The sequence below is a fragment of the Streptomyces sp. NPDC047043 genome (genome assembly GCF_040644055.1).
In the GTDB taxonomy this organism is placed as follows: Bacteria; Actinomycetota; Actinomycetes; order Streptomycetales; family Streptomycetaceae; genus Streptomyces.
Window position 1 is genome coordinate 128474 of record NZ_JBEYVO010000026.1, and the last position, 12506, is coordinate 140979.

The following is a 12506-nucleotide window of genomic DNA, read 5'->3' on the forward strand; positions in this document are numbered from 1 at the left end:
GGGGTGCGGGGCGGGGTGCGGCCTAGCGGAAGCCGGTGGGCATGTACTGGTCGACGTTGGTCTTGTCGACGACGGCCGAGTAGAGCGTCAGCGAGGCCGGGATCTCGAACTCGGCTAGACCGCTGACGCCCTTGCCCTGGCCGAGCGCGCGGGCGAGGTCGATCGCGGACGCGGCCATCGTCGGCGGGTACAGGACGGTCGCCTTCAGTACGCCGTTGTCCTGTTCGATGGCCTGGAAGGCGGAGAGCGCGCCCGCGCCGCCGACCATCAGGAAGTCCTCGCGCCCGGCCTGCTCGATGGCGCGCAGCGCGCCCACGCCCTGGTCGTCGTCGTGGTTCCACAGGGCGTCGAACTTGGGCTGGGCCTGCAGGAGTTGGGCCATCTTGGCCTGCCCTGACTCGACGGTGAACTCGGCGGCCTGGCGGGCCACCTTCTTGATGTTCGGGTAGTTCTTCAGGGCGTCGTCGAAGCCCTGGGTGCGCTGCTTGGTCAGCTCCAGGTTGTCCAGGCCGGCCAGCTCGATGACCTTGGCGCCCTTCTTGTCCTTGAGCTTCTCGCCGATGTAGGTACCGGCGTTGAGACCCATGCCGTAGTTGTCGCCGCCGATCCAGCAGCGGTACGCCTGCGGGGAGTTGAAGATACGGTCGAGGTTGACGACCGGGATGCCCGCGCGCATCGCCTTGAGCCCGACCTGGGTGAGCGCCTTGCCGTCGGCCGGCAGCACGACCAGCACGTCGACCTTCTTGTTGATCAGGGTCTCGATCTGGCCGATCTGCGCGGCGGTGTCGTTCGAGCCCTCGGTGATCTCCAGGGTGACGTCGGTGTACTTCTTGGCGCGGCTCTTGGCGTTGTCGTTGATGGCGTTGAGCCAGCCGTGGTCGGCCTGCGGGCCGGCGAAGCCGATGGTGACGTGCTTGCCGGGCTTGTCGTCGGCGGCCGACTGGTCGTTCGCAGCCGGGCTCTCGTCCTTGGAGTCGTTACTCGTGCAACCTGCGAGGAGGGCGCCGGTGGACACGGCGGCGGCTCCGAAGAGCAGCCCTCTGCGACTGGTGGAATGTGATACAGCACTGGTGGAATGTGACATATTACTGAACCCTCCTCAGGTCGTGCTCGCGGTACGGCGCTGGACCAGCACGGCGGCGACGATGATCGCGCCCTTGGCGATCTGCTGGACGTCGCTCTGCAGGTTGTTCAGGGCGAAGATGTTGGTGATCGTCGTGAAGATCAGGACACCGAGCACGGACCCGGTGATGGTGCCGCGCCCCCCGCTGAGCAGCGTGCCGCCGATGATCGCGGCGGCGATCGCGTCCAGCTCGTACAGGTTTCCGTTGGTGTTCTGGCCGGAGCCGGACAGGATGATCAGCAGGAAGGCGGCGATTCCGCAGCACAGTCCGGACAGCAGATAGAGGTAGAGGCGTTGGCGGCGTACGTCGATGCCGGCGAGGCGGGCGGCCTCCGCGTTGCCGCCGACGGCGACCGTGCGGCGGCCGAAGGTGGTGCGGTTGAGGATCAGCCAGCCGATGATCGTCACGACCGCGAACACCATGACGAGCGGCGGGATGCCGAGCACATAGGCGTCGCGCTCGCCGAGGTCGAGGATGCTGCCGACAGTGACGATCTGCGTCTTGCCGTCGGTGATCTGCAGCGCGAGTCCGCGCGCCGAGGCCAGCATGGCGAGCGTGGCGATGAACGGGACCATTCCGCCGTAGGCGATGAGCAGTCCGTTGACCAGTCCGCAGCCGACGCCGACGATCACCGCGGTGAAGAGGATGCCCGCGAAGCCGTACTCCTGGGTGGCCACCGTCGTCGCCCACACCGAGGAGAGGGCGACGATCGCGCCGACCGACAGGTCGATGCCGCCGGAGGTGATGACGAAGGTCATGCCGACGGTGACGACACCGATCACCGAGGCCTGGGTGAGGACGAGTTGGAGGTTGCGGGTGTCGAGGAACTCGTCGGGCTTGGTGATGCCGCCGATCAGGACCAGCGCGGCGAGCACGCCGAGCAGGGAGAGGGTGCGGACGTCGGTGTGTGCCAACAGACCGCGCCAGGCCGGGAGTTGGACCGACGGCACCTTGTCGGTGTTGTCCCGGGGCGGGGAGGCGTGCTGTGTCATGACGCCGGGCTTCCTTCCATGACCAGGTCGAGTACGCGGTGTTCGTCGAGCTCGCGGGCGGGCGCCGTGTGGACGACGCGGCCCTCGCGGAGCACCAGGACGCGGTCGGCGAGGCCGAGCACCTCGGGGACCTCGCTGGAGACCAGCAGTACGGCCAGGCCTTCGTCGGCCAGGCGGCGGATGACCGCGTACAGCTCGGCGCGGGCACCGACGTCGACGCCGCGGGTGGGTTCGTCGAGCAGCAGGACGCGGCAGCCGCGCAGCAGCCAGCGGGCCAGGACGGCCTTCTGCTGGTTGCCGCCGGAGAGGGTGCGGACCGGCACGGAGGGGTTGTCGGGCCGCAGCGACAGCTCCCGTGTCGCCGCCCGTGCCGCCCCCTTCTCGGCACCCCGGTCGATCCAACCGCCGCGCGAGAAGCGGGACATGGAGGAGACCGAGACATTGCGGGTGACCGACTCCAGCATCAGCAGGGCCTGCGCCTTGCGTTCCTCGGGGGCGAGCCCGAGCCCGGCGCGGACTGCGGCCCGTACGCTCCCGGGCCGCAACGCCCGTCCGTCGACGCGGACTTGACCGGCGGTGGGCTTGCGGGCGCCGTAGATCGTCTCGAGGATCTCGGAGCGTCCCGAGCCGACGAGCCCGGCGAGACCGACGATCTCGCCCGGCCGCACCTCCAGGTCGAAGGAGGCGAACTCCCCGTCCCGGGCCAGCCCTTGGACCTCCAGCACGGGCGCGCCGTCCGCGCCCGAGGCCGGGCGCTCCGGAAAGACGTACTCGACGTTGCGGCCCGTCATCAGCGCGACCACCTCGCGGGTCGGCGTCGACTTCGCGGGCAGTCCGCCCGCCACGGCGCGGCCGTCCTTCAGCACGGTCACCCGGTCGCCGATGCGGCGGATCTCCTCCAGGCGGTGGGAGATGTAGACGACGGCGACGCCCTCGGCGGTCAGGTCGCCGACGATGCGGAAGAGGTTGTCGACCTCGTCCGGGTCGAGGGCGGCGGACGGCTCGTCCATGACGATGAGCCGTACGTCGTGGGAGAGCGCCCGGGCCATGGAGACGATCTGCTGCTGGGCCGCGGACAACTCGCCGACGAGCCGCGCCGGGTCGATCTCCTGGTGCCCAAGTCGCTTGAGCAGCCGGCGTGTCGATGCCCGGGCGGTCTTTCGTCGTACGACGAAGCCGGCGGCCGTGGGTTCATGGCCGAGGTGGACGTTCTCGGCGACCGACAGGTGCTCCACCAGGTCGAGTTCCTGGTAGATGGTGGCGATGCCGAGGCGCATGGCGGCGATCGGTGAGCGGAGGGTGACCTCCTCGCCGCGCCAGTGGATGGTGCCGGTGTCGGGCTGGTGGGCGCCGGCCAGCACCTTGATGAGGGTGGACTTGCCGGCACCGTTCTGGCCGAGCAGACAGTGCACTTCGCCGGCCTGGACGTCGAGGTCGACGCCGTCGAGGGCCCGGACTCCGGGGAACGACTTGGTGATGCCGGACATGCTGAGCAGGGGTGGTTCTGGTGCCATGAGGTCCCCTTGGCGGGCGTGCGGGCCGGTTCAGGGCAGGGCGAAGCAGGACGCCGTACTGGTGAGCTTCAAAACGGGGCCGTACTGATGACCTTCAGAACGGGTTGGTCAGGCAGGCGAGAAGAGATGGTCGCTGATGAGGCGGGCCGCGCCGATGACTCCGGCGGTGGGGCCCAACTCCCCCAGCACGATGGGCAGGTTGCCCGTCGCGAGGGGCAGCGACTGGCGGTAGACCTGGGTGCGGATCGCGGCGAGCAGGGTGTGGCCGAGGCCGGTCACCCCGCCGCCGATCACCACCAGGCCGGGGTTGAAGAAGGAGACCAGGCCGGCGATGACCTGGCCGGTGCGGTTGCCGCCCTCGCGGATCAGGTCGAGGGCGGTGGCGTCGCCGGCGGCGGCCGCGGCGGCGACGTCGACGGCGGTGAGCGTGCCGTTCTCCGTCAGCCGTGAGGCCAGTACGTCGGAGCGCCCCTGCTCGGCCGCCTCCACGGCGTCGCGAGCGAGGGCCGCCCCGCTGAAGTGGGCTTCCAGGCAGCCCCGGTTGCCGCAGGCGCACGGCCGCCCGTCGGGCACGGCCTGGATGTGCCCGATGTCGCCGGCGCTGCCCGTCACCCCGCGGTGGACCTCACCGCCGGCGACGATGCCGCAGCCGATACCGGTGCCGATCTTGACGCAGAGGAAGTCGCCCACGGAGCGTGCGACGCCCGCGTGCATCTCCCCCATCGCCATCAGGTTCACGTCGTTGTCGACCATGACCGGGCAGCCGAGATCCTGGCTGAGCGCCTCCCGTACGGGGAAGCCGTCCCAGCCCGGCATGATCGGTGGAGCCACCGGTACGCCCTCGGGGAAGCGGACCGGTCCCGGGACGCCGAGGCCGGCGCCGTCGAAACCCTCCGCGAGCCCCGAGGCCCTCAACTTCGCCGCCATGGACAGGACTTGCTCGAAGACCGCGACGGGGCCCTCGCGTACGTCCATGGGCTGGTTGAGATGCCCGAGGATCTCCAGTTCGGCGTTGGTGACGGCGACGTCGACCGAGGTCGCGCCGATGTCCACGCCGAGGAAGCGCAGTTCCGGGTTGAGCCGGACGTTGTGCGAGCGGCGCCCGCCGCGCGAGGCGGCGAGTCCGTCGGCCACGACCAGACCCGTGTCCAGCAGCCGGTCCACCTCCACGGCCAGCTTGGACCGCGACAGGTCGACCTGATCGCCCAGCTGCGCACGGGAGTTGGGCCCGCCGTCACGCAACAGCTTGAGCAGCTTGGCCTGATGAGCGTTCGCGGGTCGTGCCGTCATGCGTCTCACTGGCCCCTCCCCGCCTCAATCGGCCGCCTCTGTTCGGGCTTTCGAGGGGAACGTAGCAGCGAACCGCGAACCTGAGAAGAAGCTGTGCACGAATTGCTGCCGACTTTCTCCACTGACAGGACAAAGGGCACGCGGGGCGGGCACTCGCGGCAGGACGGGCCCCCTGGCGCCTTCCGTCCCTGGCCCGCAGGATGAGCGGGACAACCGCAGAGGGGGAACCGAATGATCCTGGTGACGGGTGCCACGGGAAACATCGGCGCGGAACTCGTACGCGCGCTGGCGGAGTCCGGGCAGCAGGTGCGGGCGATGAGCCGGGCCGGGCGGCCGGAAGGACTGCCGGCGGGGGTGCGGGCCGTGGCCGGTGACCTCGACCGGCCCGACACCGTGCGGGACGCGCTGGACGGCGTGCGGGGCCTGTTCCTGATGCCCGGTTACGGCGGCCAGCGGCAGATCCTCGCGGACGCACGGGCCGCCGGCGTCACCCGGGTCGTCCTGCTGTCCGGAAGGTCCGCGGGCACGGGCGCCCGGGACAACGCGGTCGCCGGCTATCTGATCGACGCGGAGGAGGCCGTACGGGAGTCGGGGCTGACCTGGACGTCGCTGCGCTGCACGAGCTTCATGTCGAACGCGCTGCAGCTGGCGGACCAGATCCGCAAGGGGGACGCTGTGCGGGTGCCGTTCCCGGACGCGTACACCGCCGACATCGACCCCTACGACATCGCCCGGGTCGCCGCCCGCGCCCTGCTCCCCGACGGCCCCACGGGAGCCCTCGAACTGACCGGCCCCGAGGCGCTGTTGCCCGCCGACCGCGTCCGTGTCCTCGGCGAGGTGCTGGACCGGGACCTGCAGGCCGTGGGCCTCACGCCCGAGGAGGCGCGCACCGAGCTGGAGGCCCGGATGCCCAAGCCGTACGTCGACGCCTTCTTCAGCTTCTTCGTCGACGGCACCCTGGACGAATCGGTGATCCTGCCGACCGTCCAGGAGATCACGGGCCGCGCGCCCCGCACCTTCACCGAGTGGGCGCGGGCGCACGCGGACGCCTTCTGAGCCGTAGGGCGAGAAGAACTACGGCCGCTGACGGTCGTGATACGAGCGCCGCGTGTGCTCCGTGTGCTCCCGCATCAGCTCCGTCGCCCGCTGCTCGTCGCGGTCGGAGATCGCGGCGATCAGCTCCCGGTGCTCGATCCAGGACTGCCGGCCGCGCTGGCGGGCGATCGGTGTGTAGTACCAGCGCACACGGCGGTCGACCTGGGCCGCGAGTTCGGCGAGGACCGCGTTGCCCGCCAGCTCCATGATCTTCGTGTGGAAGCGGGCGTTCATCGTGACCGCGCCGTCCACGTCGTCCGCGGCGACGGCCTTCTCGCCCTCGGCGCACAGCTCCTGGAGCACCGAGATGCCGGCGCTGCCCGCGTTGGCGGCGGCGAGCCGGGCGGCCTCGGCCTCCAACAGCGTGCGTACGGTGAGGAGTTGGTCGGCCTCCTCCTCCGTCGGCTCGTGCACGAACGCGCCCTGCGCGGGCCGCAGATCGACCCACCCCTCGGTGTTCAGCCGCTGCAGCGCCTCCCGCACCGGCTGGCGCGACACCCCGAGGTGGCCTGCGAGTTCGCTCTCGACGAGGTGCTGGCCGGGCTGCAGGGCACGGGTGGTGATGAGTTCGAGCAACGCCTCGTAGACGCGGTCGCGCAGCGGGCCGGGCCGTTCGAGCTTGGGTACTGCGCCCTGCGGCAGTCCTGTCGACAACATCGGTCGGTCCCCCTCCTGAGCAGCGCGGAGCAACTGCAGACGGAAAGCCAGTATGAATTGTCTTTCGTCTACAGTCTACGGCGCACAAAGGCCAGGGGATCGGGTGGTCTACTGCGTCACATCGGGCCGTACGTGCAGGTCACGGGCAGCGGACGACCTGTCCGGCGTACGAAAGGTTCCCGCCGAAGCCGAACAGCAGTACCGGGTCCCCGGCCGAGACGGCGCCCTGTTCGACGAGCTTGGAGAAGGCCAGCGGGATGCTCGCCGCCGAGGTGTTGCCGGACTCGGCGACATCCCGTGCGACGACGGCGTTGACGGCGCCGAGCTTCTCGGCGAGGGGCTCGATGATGCGCAGGTTGGCCTGGTGCAGGACGACTCCGGCGAGATCCTCGGGCGCGAGCCCGGCGCGCTCGCAGGCCTTGCGCGCGATCGGCGGCAGCTGCGTGGTGGCCCAGCGGTAGACGCTCTGCCCCTCCTGCGCGAACCGCGCGGGCGTGCCCTCGATCCGCACCGCGTGCCCCATCTCGGGCACCGACCCCCACAGCACCGGCCCGATGCCGGCCTCCTCGCCGGCAGCGCACGCCTCGACCACGGCGGCCCCCGCCCCGTCGCCGACGAGGACACAGGTGGTGCGGTCGGTCCAGTCGGTCACGTCGGACATCTTGTCGGCGCCGATGACCAGGGCACGGGTGGAGGCGCCCGCGCGGACGGCATGGTCGGCCGTCGCCAGCGCATGCGTGAACCCTGCGCACACCACATTGACGTCCATCGCGGCGGGCGAGGGAATGCCGAGCCGGGCGGCGACCCGGGCGGCCATGTTGGGCGAGCGGTCCACGGCGGTGGAGGTCGCGACCAGCACGAGGTCGATGTCCTCGGGCGCGAGGCCGGCCGCGGCGAGCGCCTTGGCGGCGGCGTGCGCGGCCAGCTCGTCCACGGGCTCGTCGGGGCCCGCGATGTGGCGCGTGCGGATGCCCACCCGGCTGGTGATCCACTCGTCACTGGTGTCGACCAGGCCCGCCAGGTCCTCGTTGGTGAGCACCTTGGCGGGCTGATAGTGGCCGACGGCGGCGATGCGCGAGCCGTTCATTGGGTGGTCCCCCTCGTGCCTTGGGTAGCGGGATCCACCAGTCTGATCAGTGACTCACGGGTACGGCGTAAGCCAAGACGACAGGATTCGGGCGCCCGGGTTGTCGGATTCTGTCATCCCCCCAAGGGGAGAAGGGGACGCCCGAACACCTACCGAACAGTCACCCGGTGAACAGCTTGGTCGCCTTCTGCACGAGCTCGTACACCCCGTACGCGAGCGGCGCCCCCACCCACAGCCAGGCGAAGGCGATCAGCGGGCGACGGTCAGGCGGACTCTGGCTGCTGTCGTTCGACATCGACGGTCTCCTCCCTCGGTGCGGGAATGTGGTGGCGGGCGTTGACGGGCCGGACGAGTTCGTTGGCGACGAAGCCGACGACGAGCAGGCCGATCATGATGACGAAGGAGAGTCCGTACAGGGACGCGCCGCTCTTGCCGGCGTCCTTCTGGTGGTCGGCGATCCAGTTCACGATCAGCGGCCCGAGGACGCCGGCCAGGGACCAGGCGGTGAGCAACCGCCCGTGGATCGCCCCGACTTGATACGTTCCAAAGAGATCCTTCAGGTAGGCCGGGATGGTCGCGAACCCGCCGCCGTAGAAGGAGAGGATCACCATCGCGCACAGGATGAACAGCGGCTTCGAGGAGTCGCCGAACAGGGCGATCAGGCCGTACATCACCGCACCGAAGCCCAGATAGACGCGGTAGATGTTCTTGCGCCCGATCAGGTCGGAGGTGGACGACCAGCCGATGCGGCCCGCCATGTTGGCGGCGGAGAGCAGCGCCACGAATCCGGCCGAGGCCGACACCGAGACGGGGGTGGAGGTGTCCTTGAAGAAGTCCTGGATCATCGGGGCGGCCTTCTCCAGGATGCCGATGCCCGCGGTCACGTTCATACAGAGCACGACCCACAGACACCAGAACTGCGGTGTGCGGATGGCACTGTTGGCGGAGACCTGCGGCCCCTGGAGAACGCTCGGCGCGCCCGCTGCAGCTTCACGGTCCTCGCCGCGCGGCACCCGCACCAGCAGCACGCCGAGCGACATGAAGACGGCGTACGACAGCCCGTGCACGAGGAACGCGAGCGCGATCCCGGAGCTGTCGCTGCCGAACGACTCCAGCATCTGCGCCGACCAGGGCGAGGCGATCAGCGCGCCGCCGCCGAAACCCATGATGGCGATGCCGGTGGCCATGCCCGGGCGATCCGGGAACCACTTGATCAGTGTGGAGACGGGCGAGATGTAGCCGATGCCCAGGCCGATGCCGCCGACGAAGCCGTAGCCGAGGACGATCAGCCAGTACTGCTCGGTGGACGCGCCGAGCGCGGAGATCAGGAAGCCGGACGAGAAGCAGACCAGGGCGACGGTCATCGCCCAGCGCGGCCCGTTGCGCTCGACCAGCGTGCCGCCGAACGCGGCGGACAGGCCGAGCATCACGATGGCGAGCTGGAACGGCAGGGCGCTCTGTGTGCCGCTGAGGCCCAGCGAGGACTCCAGGGGCGGCTTGAACACGCTCCAGGCGTAGGCCTGGCCGATGGAGAGATGGACGGAGAGGGCGGCGGGGGGTACGAGCCAGCGGCTCCAGCCGGCCGGTGCGACAGGGGGACTCATGATCCCGAACCGTAGGCAGCGGCACGGGAGTTGAGAAGGCGGCGCGTCGACCGTATGCGATGAGCGGTATGCGACGCGCGCCGAACGGTCGTACCGCCCGGTTTTCCGAACCGTGCGCGAAGTCTTGTCGCCCCCATCACCATACTGTAGACAATATTCAGTCGACAGAGTTCGACAGTGCGCCATCTCCGCGGTATCCCTCGACCGAACGGAGCTCCCTCGTCATGAAAGTCGCAGTCCTGGGCGCCGGTGCGATCGGCGCCTACGTCGGAGCCGCGCTCCACCGCGCCGGTGCCGACGTCCATCTCGTAGCCCGTGGACCGCACTTGGCGGCCATGAGGCGGCACGGAGTACGGGTGCTGAGCCCGCGCGGCGACTTCACCGCGCACGCCCACGCCACCGACGACCCTGCCGAGATCGGCCCGGTCGACTACGTCTTCCTGGGCCTGAAGGCCAACTCGTACGCGGCGTGCGGGCCGCTGATCGAGCCCCTTCTGCACGACACCACGGCGGTGATCGCCGCCCAGAACGGCATCCCCTGGTGGTACTTCCACCGGCACGGCGGCCCCCACGACGGGCACCGCGTCGAGAGCGTGGACCCCAACGGCGCGGTCAGTGCGGTGCTCGCGCCCGAACGGGCCGTCGGGTGTGTCGTCTACGCGGCCACCGAGCTCGAAGGACCAGGTGTCGTACGGCACTTGGAGGGCACGCGGTTCTCCGTCGGCGAGCCCGACCGCAGCGTGTCCAAGCGCTGTCTGAGCTTCAGCGAGGCCATGATCGCCGGTGGCCTGAAGTGCCCGGTGGAGCCGGATCTCCGCAACGACATCTGGCTCAAGCTGCTCGGCAACATCTCGTTCAACCCGATCAGCGCGCTGGCCCGCGCCACCATGCGGCAGATGTGTCTGCACGGCGGCACCCGCAAGGTCATCGAGACCATGATGGCCGAGACGCTCGCCGTCGCCGAGGCCCTCGGCTGCGAGGTCGGCGTCTCCATCGAACGCCGCCTCGCGGGCGCCGAACGCGTCGGCGACCACCGCACCTCCACGCTCCAGGACCTGGAGCGCGGCAAACCGCTCGAACTCGACGTACTCCTCGCCGCGGTCGTCGAGTTGGCGGAGATCACCGGCGTCGAGGTGCCCACCCTGCGCACCGTGCACGCCATCTCTGACCTGCTCGCATTGAGGACTGCCGCATGAGCGACATGAGGACTGCCGCATGAGCAAAAGGAACCGGACCCCGAAGACCTACACCCGCCTCACCCACCCGCTCGTCCGCGACTCCCGCAACGAGCCCTTCCGGCAGGCGAGTTGGGAGGAGGCCCTGGACCGCGCGGCCCGTGGCCTGCAGCGCAACCGCGACGCGTTCGGCATGTTCTCCTGCGCCCGCGCGACCAACGAGATGAACTACGTGGCGCAGAAGTTCGCCCGCGTCGTCATGGGCACCAACAACGTCGACTCCTGCAACCGCACATGCCACGCCCCGAGCGTCGCGGGCCTCTCGGCCGCGTTCGGCTCGGGCGGCGGGACGTCGTCGTACGAGGAGATCGAGCACACCGACGTCATCGTGATGTGGGGCTCCAACGCCCGCTTCGCGCACCCGATCTTCTTCCAGCACGTGCTGAAGGGGATCAGGAACGGCGCCCGGATGTACACCGTCGACCCGCGCCGCACCTCGACCGCCGAGTGGGCGGAGAGCTGGCTCGGCCTCAACGTCGGCACCGACATCCCGATGGCGCACGCGATCGGCCGCGAGATCATCCACGCGGGGCTCGCCAACGAGGCGTTCATCGAGCGGGCCACCTCCGGCTTCGAGGAGTACAGGAAGCTCGTCGAGCCGTGGACCCTCTCCCTCGCCGAGAAGGTGACGGGCGTACCGGCCCGTGCCATATGGGAGTTGGCGCACGCGTACGCCCGCGCCGAGCGCGCCCAGCTGTGCTGGACCCTCGGCATCACCGAGCACCACAACGGCACCGACAACGTCCGCGCACTGATCAACCTGTCGCTGCTGACCGGGCAGGTCGGCCGGTACGGCGCCGGGTTGCAGCCCCTGCGCGGCCAGAACAACGTGCAGGGCGGCGGCGACATGGGCGCGATCCCCAACCGTCTGCCCGGCTTCCAGGACATCCTCGACCCCGAGTCGCGCCTGAAGTTCGAGTCGGCGTGGGACACCGTCATCCAGCCCCACTACGGCCTGAACCTCACCCAGATGTTCGAGGCCATGGAGGAAGGCACCCTCAAGGCCGTCTACTGCATCGGCGAGAACCCGGCGCAGTCGGAGGCCGACAGCGAGCAGGCCGTACGGCGCATGCAGCAGCTGGACTTCCTGGTCGTGCAGGACATCTTCCTCACGAAGACGGCCGAGCTCGCGGACGTGATACTCCCGGCCACCGCCGGCTGGGCGGAGACCGAGGGCACAACCACCAACAGCGAGCGGCGGGTTCAGCGGGTCCGGCGTGCGGTCACCCCGCCCGGCGAGGCCCGCGAGGACATCGACATCATCTGCGACCTTGCGGCACGCCTCGGCCACGAGTGGAAGTACGCCGACTCCGAGGCGGTCTGGAACGAGCTGAGGTCCGTCTCGCCGGACCACTACGGGATGACGTACGAACGCCTTGAGGAGCACCAGGGCATCCAGTGGCCGTGCCCGAGCACAGAGGAGCTCGAACCGACGTATCTGCACGGCCGGTTGTGGGAGAAGGACCCGGCCGGGCGCGGGATGCCGGCGCCCTTCGGGATCGTCCGGCACGATCCGCCGGTCGACCTCACGGACGAGCAGTTCCCGATCCGGCTGACGACCGGGCGGCGGCTCGACTCGTACAACACCGGTGTGCAGAGCGGGGGTTTCGCCTCCCCGCTGCGGCGCGGCGAGTACATCGAGCTGTGCCCGGAGGACGCCGAGCGGTACGGGGTCGTGGTCGGCGAGGAGGTGCAGGTGTCCTCGCGGCGCGGTGCGGTGGTGGCGCCGGTGTGGGTCGATCCGGCCCTCAGGCCCGGGCTGGCCTTCATGACCATGCACTTTCCCGACGAGGTGGACACCAACCAGCTGACGATCGAGGCCAATTGCCCGATCGCGGGGACGGCGGAGTTCAAGGCGTCGGCGATCCGGATCGAAAAGCTCCCCGTCGCGACCATCGTGAGGTGACG

The 12506-nt window shown here is 69.9% G+C and carries 11 protein-coding genes; 3 read left to right on the top strand and 8 right to left on the bottom strand.

Annotated elements, in window-relative coordinates; all coding sequences use genetic code 11:
- Positions 1 to 22: 22 nt before the first annotated feature.
- The 4 genes from ABZ880_RS35460 to ABZ880_RS35475 form a co-directional block, all read right to left on the bottom strand.
- Positions 23 to 1084, bottom strand: a complete 1062-nt coding sequence (locus ABZ880_RS35460) for a substrate-binding domain-containing protein (protein ID WP_361271604.1) — start codon at positions 1082 to 1084, stop codon at positions 23 to 25.
- Between the two features lie 15 nt (positions 1085 to 1099).
- Positions 1100 to 2116, bottom strand: coding sequence for an ABC transporter permease (locus ABZ880_RS35465; RefSeq protein ID WP_361271606.1), 1017 nt, complete (start codon positions 2114 to 2116; stop codon positions 1100 to 1102).
- Positions 2113 to 3630, bottom strand: a complete 1518-nt coding sequence (locus ABZ880_RS35470) for a sugar ABC transporter ATP-binding protein (RefSeq protein ID WP_361271609.1) — start codon at positions 3628 to 3630, stop codon at positions 2113 to 2115. Before ABZ880_RS35470 ends, ABZ880_RS35465 begins: the two co-directional genes overlap by 4 nt.
- A gap of 108 nt (positions 3631 to 3738) precedes the next feature.
- Positions 3739 to 4920: an ROK family transcriptional regulator gene (locus ABZ880_RS35475; protein WP_361271612.1), complete on the bottom strand. Its 1182-nt coding sequence runs from the start codon at positions 4918 to 4920 to the stop codon at positions 3739 to 3741.
- Between the two features lie 231 nt (positions 4921 to 5151).
- Between ABZ880_RS35475 and ABZ880_RS35480 the strand changes: the two genes are divergently transcribed.
- Complete coding sequence (locus tag ABZ880_RS35480; protein WP_361271615.1) at positions 5152 to 5976, top strand: NAD(P)H-binding protein; 825 nt, start codon at positions 5152 to 5154, stop codon at positions 5974 to 5976.
- 18 nt (positions 5977 to 5994) lie between these two features.
- Here ABZ880_RS35480 and ABZ880_RS35485 read toward each other — a convergent pair whose 3' ends face one another.
- From ABZ880_RS35485 to ABZ880_RS35500, 4 genes are all read right to left on the bottom strand, one after another.
- The gene (locus tag ABZ880_RS35485) at positions 5995 to 6672 is read right to left on the bottom strand and encodes a GntR family transcriptional regulator (RefSeq protein ID WP_361271618.1); all 678 of its coding nucleotides are present in this window, start codon (positions 6670 to 6672) and stop codon (positions 5995 to 5997) included.
- Between the two features lie 139 nt (positions 6673 to 6811).
- Positions 6812 to 7759 carry a beta-ketoacyl-ACP synthase III gene (locus ABZ880_RS35490; protein ID WP_361271620.1) on the bottom strand — a complete coding sequence of 316 codons (948 nt, stop codon included), beginning with the start codon at positions 7757 to 7759 and terminating at the stop codon, positions 6812 to 6814.
- A 160-nt stretch (positions 7760 to 7919) separates the two neighbouring features.
- On the bottom strand, positions 7920 to 8054 hold the full coding sequence (locus ABZ880_RS35495) for a hypothetical protein (protein WP_266962832.1): 135 nt from the start codon (positions 8052 to 8054) through the stop codon (positions 7920 to 7922).
- Positions 8023 to 9363, bottom strand: a complete 1341-nt coding sequence (locus tag ABZ880_RS35500; RefSeq protein ID WP_361271623.1) for an OFA family MFS transporter — start codon at positions 9361 to 9363, stop codon at positions 8023 to 8025. Before ABZ880_RS35500 ends, ABZ880_RS35495 begins: the two co-directional genes overlap by 32 nt.
- Positions 9364 to 9587: 224 nt before the next feature.
- Here ABZ880_RS35500 and ABZ880_RS35505 point away from each other — a divergent pair, with 224 nt between their 5' ends.
- Together ABZ880_RS35505 and ABZ880_RS35510 are read left to right on the top strand one after the other, a co-directional pair.
- Positions 9588 to 10559 (top strand): 2-dehydropantoate 2-reductase, encoded by a 972-nt coding sequence (locus tag ABZ880_RS35505; RefSeq protein ID WP_361271625.1) that lies wholly within the window; start codon positions 9588 to 9590, stop codon positions 10557 to 10559.
- A gap of 19 nt (positions 10560 to 10578) precedes the next feature.
- The gene (locus ABZ880_RS35510; protein WP_361271628.1) at positions 10579 to 12504 is read left to right on the top strand and encodes a molybdopterin-dependent oxidoreductase; all 1926 of its coding nucleotides are present in this window, start codon (positions 10579 to 10581) and stop codon (positions 12502 to 12504) included.
- The last annotated feature ends 2 nt before the right edge of the window (positions 12505 to 12506 follow it).